This window comes from Stenotrophomonas sp. 05L414_2 (assembly GCF_056397905.1).
In genome coordinates this window covers 1-15,963 of the sequence record NZ_JBFTOJ010000092.1, presented here as the reverse complement: position 1 = coordinate 15,963, position 15,963 = coordinate 1, and the positions used below count along the sequence as shown (strand labels likewise).

Below are 15,963 nucleotides of genomic sequence, written 5' to 3'. Positions count from 1 at the left end.
GCGCATACTTTCAAAGATCGGGGGAAGTGGCCTCAGCGCCATTCCCGTGTGCTGCGAAGTTTCCTTCGTAGCGAGCCGCCCATTATAGCCGGCTTTTCCGCTTCGTCAACACCTTTTTTCAAGGCCGTCTCACCGAAGTGGACGTTGTTGCCGATGCTGCTTCGTCGTTGGACCCGAAGGCCTTTCGTCGTTGCGAGCCGCCTATTATGCCGGACTTTTCGAGTCCGTCAACACCTTCGTTCGATGATCTCGTCCGGCGGTGGTGGCGTTGCTGTTCGCGTTGCTGGCTTCCGAAGAAGTCGCCGCGCTGCAGCAAGGGAGCGAATTCTAGAGATCCTGCAGAATTCGTCAACACATTTTTTTCAGGAGCATGACAACGCATCGGCTGCTGCATGCACAACGGGCGTGCAACGATCACGGCGGCGTTGCCCGCGCGTTGCGCGGTCAACGCCGCAGGCGCTATCTATAGTGGGATGCATACAGGAAGGAGGACGATGGACACGACGGTACGACAGGGATGGTGGCGCGATCTTTCGATGCCGGCGATCGTCGCCGGCTTTATCACCGTGCTAGTCGGCTTCGCCAGCTCGGCGGTGATCGTGTTCCAGGCCGCGCAGGCCGTGGGTGCCGACCAGGCCCACATCGCCTCGTGGATGTGGGCGCTGGGGCTGGGCATGGGCGTGACCTGCATCGGCCTGTCACTGCGCTACCGGGTGCCGGTGGTCACCGCATGGTCGACGCCTGGGGCGGCGATGCTGGTCGTCGGTGCGGGTGGCGCCTCTCTGTCCGAGGCCACCGGTGCGTTCCTGCTTGCGGCAGTGCTGGGCATGCTCGCCGGCTTCTCGGGAGTGTTCGCCCGGCTGATGAAACGCGTGCCCATGGCCCTGGCCGCCGGCATGCTGGCCGGTGTACTGCTGCGCTTCGGGCTGGACGTGTTCGTGGCGATGAACATCCAGCGCGTGCTGGCATTGGCCATGTTCGCTACGTGGCTGCTGGGCCGCCGCCTGTTCCCCCGCTATGCGGTTATCGCCACCCTGCTGGTCGGCATCGGTATCGCTGCCAGCCAGGGTCTGCTGCATGCACAGCAGGTGCACCTGCAACTGGCGGTACCGCAATGGGTCACTCCCTCGCTATCGTGGACGGCGATGGTCGGCATCGCCCTGCCCCTGTTCGTGGTCACCATGGCGTCGCAGAACATTCCCGGTGTGGCGGTGATGCGCGCCTCCGGCTACGACGCGCCGGTGTCACCGGTGATCGGCTGGATCGGCGTGGTCAACACGCTGCTGGCGCCCTTCGGTGCCTACGCATTGAACCTGGCCGCCATCACCGCGGCGATCTGCATGGGCCGTGATGCCCACGAAGACCCGGCACGGCGCTACACGGCGGCGATGGCGGCCGGCGCCTTCTATATCGTCATCGGCCTGTTCGGGGCCACCGTAGCGGCCCTGTTCGCTGCCTTTCCCAAGGAACTGGTGGCCTGTGTGGCCGGCATCGCCCTGTTCGGCACCATCGGCAACAGCCTGGCCAGTGCATTGGCAGTGGAGCGCGACCGCGAGGCCGCGCTGGTCACTTTCCTGGTGACCGCCTCGGGCATGACGCTGGCCGGTGTCGGTTCTGCGTTCTGGGGCCTGGTCGCCGGAACGCTCTGCCTGTGGGTGCTGCGGCCGCGTTCGCCGGCTCAGTGATAGGTCTGCAGGAGGCCCTGGGTGATGTAACGCAGCGCGTAGATCAGGCCCAGGCAGACCACCACGGCCGAGGCGCGGGTGCCACCACGGCGAAGCAGCTCGGCGCGGATGCGGTTCGGCTGGCCGGCGTGGGTCGCCTGCACCCTCGCCAGCAGACGGCTGCAATGGCGCAGGTACAGGGCGTTGGCGAAGATGGCCAGGGCGATACGCGGGAGCAGCATGCCAAAGGCGATCTGCGGTATGCCCGCGTCGGCCAGCAGCATCAGGATCGGCAGCAGCGTGGTGACCAGGTAGAAGCCGATGGCGGCCAGGTACATCCGGCGATGCACCATCCACAGGATGCCGAACAGGAAGGCGGGCCAGTTCCAGCGGCGCGGAGGCTTCGGCAGCGCACTGTCCACATGCCAGAAACGACGGTAGGCGGCGGCATTGGGCCCGACCACCAGCGTCAGGTAGTCGGCATCTTCCAGTGCAGTGCCTACATCGGCGTCAGCGCCAGGCGCCAGATAGGGATTCTCGCTACCGGGCGAGGTCTGCGGATCGAGGGTGCTCATGCTGGCCATCCGTGCCAAGGGGGAAGCCCGCTATAGCGGCGCGCTGGACAGGATCTGAAGCAGAACATGACGCCCGCCCGGTGCCACGGTGACCACATCGGGCCCGGCGTTGGCCGCTTCCAGGCAGACATAGTCGCGCCAGCCGTCACCGACATCGGCCATCCTGGCGGCACCTTCGGCGCCAGGGTTCCATGCCACCAGCGAGCGGCTGCCTTCGGTACGGAGGTCGATGCGGCGCTTGAGCACCGGGTCGCGCAGCACATAGTGTCCGCCGGCCTGGGTGTAGATGCGGTCGCTGCGGCCCGGGTCACGCGGATCGCGCAGCGACCAGGGGCCCTGCTGGCGGCGCGGCTGGGCGTAGTTCTCGAACTTGTCGAGGTAGTCCAGGCCGTCGACGCCGTCGACATCGACCTTGCTGGCGTCACCGACACGGAAGTAGTTGTGCAGCGCCTGGGTGATGGTGGCCGGAGCCTTGCCGGTGTTCTCGGTGACCAGCTGCTGGCGCAGTTCACGGCCGACACGGACGGTCATGGTCAGGCGCAGGCCAAGGTTGTCCAACGCCGGCGGGGCCAGGGTCAGCTCGATGCTGCCATCGTCGAGCCGGCGCGCCTGCTGCAGTTCCCAGGGCAAGGTGCGCACGAAACCGTGGGCGGGCACGTCGTCGCCCTGCCCCTGGCGGCCGAAGTAGGGCCAGCACACCGGGCTGCCGCCACGGATCGGCGTGGGCAGCGCAGCACGCTTGGGCGAGAGCCACATCACATCGGGCTGGCCCTTGGGCACGAACGAGAGGAGTTGGCCGCCGAACACGCTGATCGCGGCGGTGGCCTGGGGAGTTTCCACCAGCCAGGCGTCGAGTCCCTGGAACTGGCCGCTGCTGACACCCTTTATCTGTTGCACGCTGGATCGACTCCGGATGGCCGGCGATTGCGCGGCACTGTAGTTGGTGGGAAGGCTGAAGCGGGTGGGCTTGGCCGGAACCTTCGCCTGCGGTTCGCTCTGCAGCGCGCGCAGGATGCGCTGGCCGGCGCGACCATCGGCGTCGGCCCACCCGAGCCGGCGCTGCTCGACCTGGATGGCACGACGACTGGCGGTACCGATCATGCCATCGGCGGCACCGATGTCATGGCCGCGCGCCAGCAACAGGGTCTGCAGCTGGCGGCGCTCGTCGCGGCCAAGGCCAGGATCATCGGTAGGCCAAGCGGTGACCAGTCCATTGCCCCCGCGCAGGCGGTCGGCCAGGGTAGCGATGGCCAACGCATAGCTCTCGGCCGCGTTGTAACTGTAGATCGCGTCGTAATTGCGGAACACCAGCAGCGCCGGGCCTTTTGTCCCGGCCGGCAGCAACAGCGCGGCGCGGGCGTCAGCGGGCAGGCCAGCCGGCGCCAGCGCGCTGCCGTCCAGACCGGTCACGCCCAGTGCGCGCCAGTCGGCCAGTGACCGGCGCTGGGTGCGTCCCGCCTGGCTGGCGTTGAATCCGGCCGGGACACGGACTTCCATGCCCCACGGTTCGCCGGTTCGCCAGCCGGCACGCTTCAGATAGTTGGCGGTGGAAGCCAATGCATCGGGAATGCTGCCGACCAGATCGCGGCGGCCATCGCCGTCACCATCAACGGCAATGCGTGCGTAGGTGCTGGGCATGAACTGGGTGTGGCCGAAGGCACCGGCCCAGGAACCGGTCAGGCCCTGCGCCTGCAGGTCGCCCTGGTCGATGAGCTTGATCAGCGCCAGCAGTTCGCCGCGGAAGAAGGGCTGCCGGCGGCCGGCACAGGACAGCGTAGCCAGCGACTGCAGCAGTGGGCGTTTGCCGAACACGCGGCCGTAGTCGCTCTCCACACCCCATACGGCGACGATGGTGACTGGATCGACGCCGTACTGCGCCGATACGCGCTGAAGCAGCTCACGGTGCTGCTGCAGCATGGCGCGACCGTCGTCCACGCGCTGGTGATCGACCAGTGCGGCCAGGTAGTCCCAGATCGGCGTGGTGAACTCCGGCTGCGCATCGAGCAGCGGCAGCACGGTAGGGTCGGGCTGCAGTCCGGCGGTGATCGCATTGAAGCGGTCAGCGGCAATGCCCTGGCTGGCAGCCGTCGCCTGCAGGCCCGCCATGCAGCGGGCAAACGCGGGATCAGCGGTTGCCGCTGCGACCGGCGGCGCGGCCGCTGGCATGGCAAGCGCGGCGGCCAGGCCGAGCGTGGTCAGAATGGGCATGGCGTCCTCCGTGTTGCCGGTGCTGCAGCCATGGTAACGCGGAGGGGCGGCAAGGTTGGTCGAGATTGCCGGCCAGCGGCCAGTACTACCTGTGCCTAGGGTGAGGGGCGCAGGAGGCGCAGGCCATAGGCGGGATCGTCCGCGTTCCAGGATGCCGCCACCTCCAGCCCTGCCTGCTGCAGCAGGTGGCCGAAGCTGGCATCGGTGTACTTGTGGCTGTACTCCACGCGGATCGGTTCGCCAGCGCTGAAGTGGAAGGTGCGGCCGTCGAGATGCACGTCCTGCTCGCGTTGGCTCACCAGATCGGTTTCGATGCGCAGGCGCGCGGTGCTGTAACGGGCCTGGTGACGGAAGCCGTCGAGATCGAAATCGCTGCCGACCTCGCGGTTGAGACGCGCCAGCAGGTTCAGGGTGAAGGCGGCGGTGACACCGTCGGCGTCGTTGTAGGCGGCCTCGATCAGTGCAGGGTCCTTGTGCAGATCGATGCCGACCAGGGCCAGGCCGTGCTTGCCCATGGTCTGGCGCATTGCGCGCAGCAGCGCGATCGCATCCTCATCGGCGAAGTTGCCCAGCGTGGAGCCCGGGAAGAACAGCAGCCGGCGCGCGGCAGGCCGCTCTGGCGCGGGGACCTGCACAGGGCGGGTGAAGTCGGCACACACCGGCAGCATTTCCACGTCCGGCAGCGCCGGGGCCAGATGGTCGATGCTGGACAGCAACGCCGCGCGCGAGATCTCGATGGGTGTGTAGGCCACCGGGTCCTGCAGGGCAGCCAGCAGGCGCGCGGTCTTGCGGCCGCTGCCGCTGCCCAGTTCGACCACATGCACGCGCGGACCCACCGCCTGCGCGATCTCCGGCAACACCCGGTCCAGCAGGGCCAGTTCGGTGCGTGTGGGGTAGTACTCGCGGGTGTGGGTGATCTGCTCGAACAAGCGCGAGCCGCGCGCGTCGTAGAAGTACTTGGAAGGCAGCTGGCGAGAGGCGTGCGACAACCCCGCCACGGCGTCGGCAAGGATCTGCTGGCGGCCGGGGGTAAGGTCGGTCAGCGCCTGCAGCGCATCCTGGACGGTACTCATGAAAGATCCCTTGCCAGGCGCAGGCCTGAGAACTGCCAACGCGCCGGTGGCATGAAGAAGTTGCGGTAGCTGGCCCGTACATGGCCGCGCGGCGTGGCGCAGCTGCCACCGCGCAGGACCCACTGGCCACACATGAATTTGCCGTTGTATTCGCCGAGGTTGCCGGCGAAGGGACGGAAGCCGGGATAGGCGCCATAGGCGCTGCTGGTCCATTCCCACACGTCGCCGAACAACTGGCGCAGCCCGTCGCCCTGCCCTGCCATCGGGTGCAGATGGTCGTCGTCGGCGAAGTGGCCTTCGACAGGCTGCGAGGCGGCGGCCGCTTCCCATTCGAATTCGGTGGGCAGGCGGGCGCCGGCCCAGCGGGCGCAGGCATCGGCTTCGTAGTAGCTGAGATGACAGACCGGCGCATGCGGATCGAGCTCGCGCCAGCCACCCAGGGTGAACTCGCGCAGCAGGTCGTCATCCCAGTACAGCGGATGCTGCCACTGCTCGGCCTCGCGCAGCGCCCAGCCTTCGCTCAGCCACCAGCGCGGATCGCGGTAGCCGCCGGCGTCGATGAAGGCGCGGTACTCGGCGTTGCTGAGCGGGCGTTCGGCGATGGCATGCGCAGGAAGCAGCACGCGATGCACGGGCGATTCATTGTCATAGGCGAAGGCTGCGTGCTGCGGCCAGGCGGACGCACCGATGCTGACGATGCGCTCGCCCTGTTCGACCCAACCCTGCGTGCCGAGGGCGCTGACGGCGATGGGCAGGTCTTCGCGGTACGGCGGCTGCAGCGGATTGCACCAGAAGGCGTGCTTGATGTCGGTGAGCAGCAGTTCCTGGTGTTGCTGTTCGTGCTGCAACCCCAGCTGCAGGTGCTGCAGGGCGTCGCTGCCGAGATCGCCATCGCGCAGTCCTGCCAGCACCTGCTCATCCACATGCTGGCGGTAGGCGTGGACCTGCTGCAGCGAGGGCCGCGACAGCAACCCGCGCTGAGGCCGTGCGTGGGCGGGGCCGAGACTCTTGTAGTAACTGTTGAACAGATAGTCCCAGGCCGGATCCCAAGGTGTGTAGCCGGGCTGGCTGGCCAGCACGAAGCGTTCGAAGAACCAGGTGGTGTGGGCCAGGTGCCACTTGGCCGGGCTGGCATCGGCCATGCTCTGCAGCAGGGCGTCTTCCGGGCTGAGGGGTGCGGCCAGCTGCACGCTGCGCCCCCGCACATGGGTGAAGTGGCGGGCGAGGTCACGCTGCGGGGCAGCGACGGCGGCGGGTACGCTGTCCATGCGACCAGCTTCGACCGCGGCTGGTGAGCGCGATGTCATGGCCCGGTGCCGCGGTGTTCACATCAGGCTGCGCGCATTCAAGAAGGGCACCGTTGCGCCGCTAACGGCAGTGCTGCGGCCGCGTCGTGACCGCGCTGGAATTCCGTGTGTCCCATCATCCGCTTCGACAGCCTGTGCACTATCTGTTCGTGCTGCCCGCCGTGCTGGTCGCGCTGGTGCTGTGGGCGAGCCTGGAAAGCGATGATGTCGGCCGCGCCGGGCAGCGCATCCTGCCGTGGTTGCTGGCCTGCCTGGGTGCAGGGCTGGCGCTGCTGTACAACCAGGTGCGCACGCTGTGCCTGTTGCTGCTGGTGGCGCTGGCCTTCGCGGTGCTGCACCAGGACCTTGGGCACTACCTGCGCGAGGGCCGGGTGACGGCGTTGACGCCACTGCGCTTCCACGCGATCTCGACCTGGCTGCCGTTGCTGTTCGCCGTCCATGCGTTGTGGCCCGAACGTGGCCGCCGCCGCCAGGACCTGCTGCTGAGGGCCACGACCAGTGGTGTTGCGGTGGCGATCTTCATCCTGCTTGCCGTACAGCAGCCACGGGGCATGCACGACCTGCTGTCGAACCGGCACTTCCCCTGGATACCGAGCGACTGGAACGCGCTGGCGCAGCTGCCTGCCGTGCTGTTCCTGCTGGCCACCGCTGCGCTGGCATGGCAGGCGTGGCGCCAGCCGCGGCCGCTGCATACGGCGATGCTGCTGGCCCTGCTGTGCCTTTGGTGGATGCTGCCGCGGATCTTCCTGCAGCCGGCACTGCTGCCGGCGCTGAGCGTAGCGGCGCTGCTGCTGATGCTGGGCGCGACCCTGCAGGAGTCCTTCCACATGGCCTTCGGCGACGAGCTGACCGGCCTGCCCGGTCGCCGTGCGTTCAACGAGACCCTCAAGCGCGCCACCGGCACTTACAGCATCGCGATGATCGACGTGGATCATTTCAAGAAATTCAACGACACCCACGGCCACGACACCGGCGATGACGTGCTGAAACTGGTGGCCTCACGGTTGTCGCGGGTGGGCGACGGCGGCCGTGCGTTCCGTTATGGCGGCGAGGAATTCGCCGTGGTTTTCCTCGACCGCCCGGCATCGGCGTGCGTGGACGCGGTGGAGGCGCTGCGACAGGGCATCGAGCAGAGCCGCATGCAACTGCGCGACCGCAGCACGCGCACCCGCGACGATACGCTCGGCCAGCAGCAGCGCGGGCGCGGCGGTGGCGGTGCGGTGGTGCAGGTAACCGTCAGCATCGGCCTGGCCGACAGCCGGGTCGATCGGCGCCCTGCCGGGGTGGTCAAAGCGGCCGACCAGGCGCTGTATGCGGCCAAGGAGGAAGGCCGCAACCGCGTGTGCGCGCATGGCGGCCAGCGCGTGCTGGCCGTGCGCGGCAGCCAGGCTCAGACGGCGTCGAGGTAGTACCAGCGACCCTCGACCCGCAGGAAGCGGCTGTGCTCGGTCATTTTCACCGCGCTGCCGCCACCGACGCGGTAACGGGCGGTGAAGCGGACCTCGGCACTGTCGCTGCCGGTCACCTGGTGGTCCTGCACGGTCAGGCCCAGCCATTGGGTGCGCTGGCCGGGGGCATCATCGAGCGACAGTTCTGCCGGACGGGTGTCCGGGTGCCAGGTGGCACGCAGGTAGTCCGGCAGGTGGCGCACATAGGCGCTGTAACGCGAGCGCATCAGGCGCTCGGCATCCGGCGCGGCGTCGCCGGCATGGAAGCGACCGCAGCAGGCAGCGTAGTCGGCGGCCAGGCCACAGGGACAGGGATCGGGGGCGGTTCGGCTCATTCGGGTATTGTCGCGTGGGCGGCGGCAATGTGACAGGCGTATGCTGTCGCGCCCCCACTTCGATCGATCGCCGTGCTGGAACTGATTCCTCCTGAGTTGTGGTGGCTGGTGGTGATCGCCTTCATTGCCGGCCTGGTCGATGCGGCCGTGGGCGGCGGCGGACTGGTGCAGCTGCCCGGCCTGTTCACGGTACTGCCGCAGCAGACCCCGGCGATGCTGTTTGGCACCAACAAGTTCAGCTCGATGTTCGGCACCGGCGCRGCSGCATGGCGCTATGCGCGCAACGTGCGCTTCCCGTGGAAGCCGGTGCTGTTCGCCGCCGGTACGGCCTTCGTGTTCTCCTTCCTTGGCGCTACGGCGGTCAGCCTGTTGCCCAAGGACGCAGTGCGGCCACTGGTGCTGGTGCTGCTGGTGGCGATGTTGGCCTACACGCTGTGGAAGAAGGACTTCGGCGCGCTGCACCGGCCGCAGGACATCGGCCGCCGCGAGCTGGTGATCGCGCTGGCGATCGGTGCGGCGATCGGCTTCTACGATGGCTTCTTCGGGCCCGGCACCGGCAGCTTCCTGATCTTCCTGTTCGTGCGCTTCTTCGGGCTGGACTTCCTGCGCGCGTCGGCCGCGTCGAAGGTGGTGAACCTGGCGACGAACGTGGCGGCGATCTCGTTCTTCGTACCGACCGGCAACATCCTGTGGCTGTTCGCGCTGCCGATGGCGGCGGCCAACATCATCGGTTCGGTGGTGGGCACGCGGTTGGCGCTGAAGGGCGGCACGCCGTTCATCCGCAAACTGTTCGTGGGCCTGGTGGTGGTGCTGATCGCGCGGATGGCGTGGGATACGTTCCGCAGTGCGTAAACGCGGTTGCCGGCCAGCGGCCGGCACCACCACTATCGGGATTCATGACCCGGTAGGTGCCAACCTTGGTTGGCACAGCGTTTCCAGAGCGGTCAGGCTTCGGCTTCTTCCGGTTCGTCGGCCTGCTGGCGGCTGCGCTCCGGCAGCTTCAGGCGCTTGCCTTCTTCGTCGTACTCGATGAGCAGCACGCCCGAATCGTGGCGGCCACTGATCTCGACGAAGCAGGCGCCACCGATGAACGGTTCCAGCGTCATCACCGATTTCAGCGGGGTGGCCACCACCATCTGGAAACCGAAGTTGTCGAAGATGTTCATCGCCAGCGCGGTGAACTCGTTGTCGGCCTTGTCGAAGGCTTCGTCGAGCACGACTGCGGCGTAGCTGGGCAGCTGGCTGTCGGCGCCGCCGAGCTGGTAGCGCAGCGCCGCCGCCAGGCAGGTGGTGGCCAGCTTCTGCCGCTGGCCACCGGATTTGCCGGCGCCGCTGCGGTAGATCTCGACCTGCTGGCGCGTTTCCACATCCAGCTCCACGCCGATGAACTCCACGTGCAGGCGTACGTCCAGCACCACTTCGCGCCAGCGCTTGTCTTCGCCTTCCTGCGAACCGAGGCGGTTGACCAGCTGGCGCAGGACGGTGAACTGCGTTTCGGCCAGGTCGCGCTGCTCGGTCTGCTGCTGCGACAACACCTCGCGCAGCTGCTGGTGGAACTCCTGCACTTCCGGCAGGCGCCGGTCGTTCAGTTCGATGGTCAGCAGGGTGCCACGGTTGAAGGGCACCTGCTCCAGGCTGGCGTTGACTTCGTCCAGGCGCTGGCCGATCGACTTGCGGGCCTCGGCGCTGTGACGCTGCAGCGCGAGCAGGTTGTTCTTGCTCTGGTTCTGCAGCAGGTCGAAGAAGCGTTCTTCGTGCTGCGGCAGGCCATCGCGTTCAAGGCGTTCGAGGCGAGCGAGGAAATCCTCGGCCGAGGCCACCGACACGGTGAAGTCGCCCGATTCTTCCGGCCACTGCTGGATGAAGCGACGGAAGCAGCCAAGCAGCAGGTTCTCGATGCGGTTGACGTCCTGCTGCGAAGACGAGAGCTGTTCGTTCAGCGCGTTGCTGACCTGGCGCATGTGCGCTTCCAGCGTTTCCAGGCTGAGCGGGCCCTGCTCCTGCAGGCGCTCGGCCAAGCCGGCTTCCTGGTCTTCGGCCAGCGCTGGCAGGACCAGTGCACGGCTCTGCTGGCGGGCACGGTCCAGGCGGTCGCGTTCGCGCACCAGCTGGCCGCGCTCGACGCGGGTGTCTTCGTAAGTGCGGCGGGCCTGCTCGATATCGGCGCGGGTGGCGTCGATCTGCTGGGCGATCCTGGCCAGGTCGGCATTGCCTTCGCGCAGGGCGTGCAGGCTGGCCTCGATGTCGGCCAGGCGCTGCTGCGGCGCGGCGACGTCGATTTCGTTCCAGCTGATGCCGACCAGCTGGTGGCAGGCCAGGCGACGTTCGTTGTCGCGGTCACGCTGGCTGCGCAGGCGCGCGATGTCGGTATCGCAGCTGGCGATACGGGCGGCCAGCTCCTGGGCTTCCTTCTCGAAGACGGCCAGCTTGTCGCGGTTGCTGAAGCCCAGCAGCCAGCGGCGGCGATCATTGACCGCACTGCGGTCGTCCTTCTCGAAGCGATCGCCCGGATGCTTGACCTGGCCTTCGCGGGTGATGCCGCGGTCGACGTTGCGCAGCTGCTTGGCGTCCACGCACTCGTAGTCGAAGCGCTTGCCCAGCTCGCGCCGCAGCCAGCTTTCGAACACGTGATCACGCAGTTCCAGCTTGTGCAGCAGCGACTTGGCGGACGGTTCGCGGGCGAACGCATCATCATTGCGACGCACGCGGTAGTAGGTGAAACGCATGCCCAGATGGGTGCGGTTCACCCATTCGGCGACGTCGTTGTAATGCTTGTCATCGACCAGCAGCGATTGCGCGAAACCACCGAGCACGCGCTCGATCGCGCCCTGCCAGCTCTGCTCTTCCGAGCGGACCTGGATCAGTTCGCCGACGAACGGCAGGGCCGCTTCGGAGATGCCGGTTTCTTCGGCCAGGCGTGCGCGCAGCTTCTGCATCGGCGCAGGAATGCTGGAGGGTGTGCGCTGCATCGCCTCCAGTTCGCCACGCACTTCGGAGAAGCGCCGCTCGTCGTCGCGCTTGCCGCCCAACCGTTCGCTGATGGCGTCGTCCAGGGCGCTCGACGCACGCTGACGGTCTTCCAGTTCGGATTGCGCCTGCTCGACCAGCTCGGCGAAGCCATGTGCATCCTCGGGCAGCGCGGCCTGCAGCTTCTGTGCGGCGTCACGCGCCTGCGCCTGCTTGGCCAGGCGGCGATCACGTTCGGCTTCGGCGCGGCCCTGCTCGCGTTCCAGTTCCTCGATGCGCTCACCACCCTGCTGGCGGCGCTGCAGTTCCAGCTCGGCCAGTCGTTCGGTGTGGTTGTCCAGCGCCGCACGACGCTGCGCTTCTTCGCCCAGCAGGCCACGATCGCGCGTGTCCATCTCGCGCAGGCGTGCTTCGATCAGCAACTGGCGGCGGCTTTCGCGGAAGCTGTCGATGCCGAGCTTGAGCGCTTCGTCGTCGCCGCGACGGCGACTCATCGCCTGCAGATCGCCATAGTGCTCGCGCGCCGGCTGCAGGGTTTCGACCTGACGCCGCGCGGTGACCACGGCCTGGTGCGCGCCATCGAGTTCGGCGAAATCGCTGACCAGTCGTTCGGCAGCGTCGAAGGTCTTCGGCGTGTCGAGCATGAAGTCGCGCAGGAAGACGTTCAGGTCACCCAGGTTCTTCGCCGACTGCGTCTTGTGCAGCAGCCGCAGCGCCATCTCGTTGTCGATGCCGAGCAGGTGGCGGAATCGTTCGGCATAGCCGGAGAACGTGTCGAAGTGATGGACGTCGGCCAACTTCTGCTTGAGCTTGCGCAGGTCCAGATCGAAGCCGCCCAGATCCTTGGCGATGTCGAACGGACGCTCGGCAATCATGTAGTGCTTGCGCACGTCACCGGCGGAGGTGCTGCTGCCGGCGATCCAGAGCAGGCGTACCAGGCTGACCACGCGGCCATCGCCGGCGCGGTACTCCAGCACCAGCGCGGTCCAGGTCGCGCCCTTGCGCAGGTACTGGGTGGCGATTTCACCGGTGCCACTGTCCTGCTGGTCGGCCCACGCGCCGCGCACGTAGGACACCAGGTTGCGGTCGCGGCCGCTGCGTTCGGCTTCACGCGCTGCGGCGTTGAAGTCGACGATGGCCGGTGGCGTCAGCAGGGCGGACATGGCATCGAGCAGGGTCGACTTGCCCGAACCGGAGCGGCCGACGAACAGGAAGCCGCGCTCGGCGATCGGCACTTCGGTCAGGCCGTTGAAGGTGCCCCAGTTGTGCACCTGCAGGCGGCGCATGCGGAACTGCTGCAGGCGCGGGTCCGGCAGGCCTTCGTTGAACAGGGCGGGAGTGTGCTTGGAAATGGCCATGCGGTGCTCGGGTCTCTCAGGCTTCAGCGGCCGGGGTTTCGCGCAGCTGGCGGTAAACCGCCGACAGCTGGGATACGTCTTCGGCGGAGAACAGCAGCTTCAACGCCGGCGAGACTTCGTGGCGATCTTCCTGGCCGCCGAGGCGGGTCAGGATGTGGTTGTCCTTCATCTTCTGCACCGCCGAGGCGACACGGCGGTTGAAGCCGGCGCGGTCGGTGGACAGGTTCTTTTCGTAGATGGCCAGTGCTTCGGCCATTTCGGCATCGGCGACCACGGCGCGGTTGCCACGCGCATCGGCTTCGCCCAGTTGCTGGCGCAGGTACAGCAGCAGCACCGAATCGATGAAGGTCAGCGGCGAGGTGCGCAGCAGTACCGGTGCATCGACATCTTCGGTGTCGGCCTGGCGGGTGAASGCCACGCCACTGTCACGGTCGAGCACCAGTTCCAGGAACAGGTCCGACAGCGCCGAGCGGATACCGGCTTCGCTGCGGATCAGTGCCGGCCACAGCTTGGCGTGACGCAGCTGGTCGATGCTGGGACCGATCAGCAGCTGGCACAGCGCGCGGCGCGCATCCAGCGGCAGGCGGCCGGTATCGCCCATGTAGTAGACGTCGTTGCCGCGCCGGGGCTGGGCCACGGTCGCCACCGGTTCGGCCTGGTACGCGTCTTCGGCCAGGTCGGCATGCGGTGCATCGATGGGGTCTTCATGCCAGCTCATGGCGTCTCTCCTGGGTAAACCAAACCAGCGGGATGCGGGCACGACGGATCTGTCCGTCGCCACCTCGCCATTCGGCAAGCTCCTGTTCGCCGGCGATCACGCTGCCAAAGCGCGTGCCCAGCGAGAGGTAACCGATGACACTGCCCAGCCCCTGCGGCGCTTCGCGCTGCGACAGGGCCTGGGCAATGCTGAGTTTCGGCTGCCTGTCGAGCAGGTCGTGCAGGTCGCGGCGCAGGGTGCGGAAATCGATTTCCGACGACRCCACCAGATCGCCCACGCTTTCCAGGCTGATGCTGGCCGCATCGTTGTATTCGACGTTGCCATCGACCTGCGCGCTGCGCGGGTCGTGCAGCTTCCACTGCGACCACGAACGCAGGCGGCTGGTGGTCAGCTGCAGGTCGCGGCCAATGGCGCGCTGCGCCGGGAAGTCATCGCGCAGTGCCAGTGCTTCGGACTGCGCCTGCTTCAACAGCTGGTTGAGGCGGCGCTGTTCCAGGTAGCCACGGCTCTGCACGAATCCACGCAGGCTGCGCGCGAAGTTCTGCAGCACGTCATGCACCTGGCCACCACGCTCGAGCATGGTGCTGGTGAAGCCGCGCAGGAAGTTGCGCTCGTTGCGATCCAGCCGCCGGGCGAAGCCACGGGCCAGCAGCGTTTCCAGCGCGGCATCGAGCTGGGCGCTCTGTTCGGCGTCGTTGAGCAGGCGCCAGAACGCCTGGAAACTACGCCCCGCGTCGCTCTCGCCGATCACGTCCACGCCTTCGAACAGCTTGGACAGCACGTCGCCGCGCTCGCCTTCGTCATCGATGATGCGTTCGCGGAAATCACGGTTGAGCTGTTCGAAGTCGTCGCGCACGCGTCGGAAGTCTTCGGTCAACTCGTCGGCCAGACCGATGATCTGCCGCGTACGTTCCAGCGCGCGTTTGCCGTCCAGGGCCGTCACACGGCCAGCGCTGACACGGGCGATCTCGGCATCGATGCGATCGCGCTCGTCGCGTAGTGCGGACAGGCGTGCGTCCGGGTCGGCCTCGGTCTGCGCGGCCAGCTGCGACAGCTGCTCGATCACCAGTGCCAGACGGCTCTCGGTGGCGGCCACGCGGGCCTGCTCCATGCTGTCGGCGAAGCGGATCGCCTGCAGCGCCTGGGTCGAGAGCTCGTACTGCTCCTGGTCGGCGCCTTCAGGCAGCCGGCGTTCCAGCCAGCCCTGCGCGAGCCAATGGGCGACGTAGGCCTGCGCGGTCCGCGGCAGCTCGCGCGACAACTCGTCGCCGTTGAGCTGGTCCAGCGCACGCTGCAGGCGCTCGTTGAGGACCGATGCCGGCAACGTGCGATCGCCGTCCATCAGCAGGCCCTGCAGCAGGCCGATGATTTCCGGTGCGTGGTCGGCGGCGAGCAGCTTCCATTGCGGCTGTTCGCGCAGGTGGCGATAACGGGTGATACGTTCGCGGTGCTTCATGCAGCGAGATCGGTCGGAAGGGCGCGGCGGCCAGCGCGCGCGCAAAGGCGCGGCGCAGGCACGGCGAAAGCGGCGGCCACGCGCGGCCGCCACCGGGAGGCGACGGCGCTCAGCGCTTGCCGCCCACTTCGATGAAGCGCAGGAACTCGGCGCGGGTGCGGGCATCCTCGCGGAAGCTGCCCAGCATCTTCGAGGTGACCATGCTGACGCCGCGCTTGTGGATGCCGCGGGTGGTCATGCACTCATGGGCGCCTTCGACAACGACGCCRACACCGACCGGCTGCAGCACGTCCTGGATGCACTGGGCGATCTGCGCGGTCATCTTTTCCTGGACCTGGAAGCGGCGGGCGTAGGCTTCGACCACGCGTGCCAGCTTGCTGATGCCCACCACCTTGCCGGCCGGCAGGTAGCCGACGTGCACGCGGCCGATGATCGGCGCCATGTGGTGCTCGCAGTGGCTTTCGTATTCGATGTCGCGCAGGACGATCAGCTCGTCGTAGCCGGCCACTTCCTCGAAGGTGCGTTCCATGTAGGCGCGCGGGTCGTCGCGGTAGCCGCTGAACCAGTCGCCATAGGCTTCGGCCACGCGGCGCGGGGTATCCAGCAGGCCTTCGCGGGTCGGGTCCTCACCGGCCCAACGCAGCAGGGTGCGCACGGCATCCTCGGCCTGGACCTGGGTCACTTCGCCCTGCGGGGCGGCCTTTTCGTTGTTCTTGCTCATTGCATACAGCGCCCGAACGGGGGGCGAGCATCGTACCCGACCGGGGGGTGGGTCGTCCTCTGGGGACGGTTCATCGGGGGTCGTCGTGGTGCGTCATTGCTATCGGTCTGGAGGGGGTGAGGGGGCTGCGCAG

At 67.5% G+C, this 15,963-nt stretch carries 12 protein-coding genes; 3 read left to right on the top strand and 9 right to left on the bottom strand.

The window, feature by feature from the left end; all coding sequences use genetic code 11:
• Positions 1 to 494 precede the first annotated feature (494 nt).
• A complete protein-coding gene (locus tag AC1DJN_RS13670; RefSeq protein ID WP_442252194.1) occupies positions 495 to 1,685 on the top strand; it encodes a benzoate/H(+) symporter BenE family transporter in 1,191 nt (396 codons plus the stop codon).
• Here AC1DJN_RS13670 and AC1DJN_RS13665 read toward each other — a convergent pair.
• The 4 genes from AC1DJN_RS13665 to egtB form a co-directional block, all read right to left on the bottom strand.
• Positions 1,679 to 2,239 carry a DUF2628 domain-containing protein gene (locus AC1DJN_RS13665; protein ID WP_099786369.1) on the bottom strand — a complete coding sequence of 187 codons (561 nt, stop codon included), beginning with the start codon at positions 2,237 to 2,239 and terminating at the stop codon, positions 1,679 to 1,681. The two genes, AC1DJN_RS13670 and AC1DJN_RS13665, sit on opposite strands and share 7 nt — an antisense overlap.
• Positions 2,240 to 2,269: 30 nt before the next feature.
• Positions 2,270 to 4,405, bottom strand: coding sequence for a lytic murein transglycosylase (locus AC1DJN_RS13660; protein ID WP_442252195.1), 2,136 nt, complete (start codon positions 4,403 to 4,405; stop codon positions 2,270 to 2,272).
• Positions 4,406 to 4,542: 137 nt separating this feature from the next.
• Positions 4,543 to 5,520, bottom strand: coding sequence for an L-histidine N(alpha)-methyltransferase (gene egtD, locus AC1DJN_RS13655; RefSeq protein ID WP_279208634.1), 978 nt, complete (start codon positions 5,518 to 5,520; stop codon positions 4,543 to 4,545).
• Complete coding sequence (gene egtB / locus AC1DJN_RS13650) at positions 5,517 to 6,788, bottom strand: ergothioneine biosynthesis protein EgtB (protein WP_032978548.1); 1,272 nt, start codon at positions 6,786 to 6,788, stop codon at positions 5,517 to 5,519. The genes egtD and egtB overlap by 4 nt, the downstream gene beginning before the upstream one ends.
• A 146-nt stretch (positions 6,789 to 6,934) precedes the next feature.
• On the opposite strand from egtB, the gene AC1DJN_RS13645 reads away from it, so the two are divergent.
• A complete protein-coding gene (locus tag AC1DJN_RS13645; RefSeq protein ID WP_032978589.1) occupies positions 6,935 to 8,236 on the top strand; it encodes a GGDEF domain-containing protein in 1,302 nt (433 codons plus the stop codon).
• Here the strand turns inward: AC1DJN_RS13645 and AC1DJN_RS13640 are convergent.
• Positions 8,218 to 8,610, bottom strand: coding sequence for a YchJ family metal-binding protein (locus tag AC1DJN_RS13640; RefSeq protein ID WP_032978546.1), 393 nt, complete (start codon positions 8,608 to 8,610; stop codon positions 8,218 to 8,220). The two genes, AC1DJN_RS13645 and AC1DJN_RS13640, sit on opposite strands and share 19 nt — an antisense overlap.
• 72 nt (positions 8,611 to 8,682) lie before the next feature.
• Between AC1DJN_RS13640 and AC1DJN_RS13635 the strand changes: the two genes are divergently transcribed.
• Positions 8,683 to 9,462: a sulfite exporter TauE/SafE family protein gene (locus tag AC1DJN_RS13635; protein WP_025875666.1), complete on the top strand. Its 780-nt coding sequence runs from the start codon at positions 8,683 to 8,685 to the stop codon at positions 9,460 to 9,462.
• 92 nt (positions 9,463 to 9,554) lie between these two features.
• Here AC1DJN_RS13635 and AC1DJN_RS13630 read toward each other — a convergent pair whose 3' ends face one another.
• The 4 genes from AC1DJN_RS13630 to folE form a co-directional block, all read right to left on the bottom strand.
• Positions 9,555 to 12,935, bottom strand: coding sequence for an ATP-binding protein (locus AC1DJN_RS13630; RefSeq protein WP_032978542.1), 3,381 nt, complete (start codon positions 12,933 to 12,935; stop codon positions 9,555 to 9,557).
• Positions 12,936 to 12,951: 16 nt separating this feature from the next.
• Entirely contained in the window at positions 12,952 to 13,653 is a 702-nt protein-coding gene (locus tag AC1DJN_RS13625) for a DUF4194 domain-containing protein (RefSeq protein WP_025875661.1), read from the bottom strand.
• Positions 13,640 to 15,109, bottom strand: coding sequence for a DUF3375 domain-containing protein (locus tag AC1DJN_RS13620; protein ID WP_478039323.1), 1,470 nt, complete (start codon positions 15,107 to 15,109; stop codon positions 13,640 to 13,642). The genes AC1DJN_RS13625 and AC1DJN_RS13620 overlap by 14 nt, the downstream gene beginning before the upstream one ends.
• Positions 15,110 to 15,218: 109 nt before the next feature.
• Positions 15,219 to 15,830, bottom strand: a complete 612-nt coding sequence (folE, locus tag AC1DJN_RS13615) for a GTP cyclohydrolase I FolE (protein WP_025875657.1) — start codon at positions 15,828 to 15,830, stop codon at positions 15,219 to 15,221.
• Between the last annotated feature and the right edge of the window lie 133 nt (positions 15,831 to 15,963).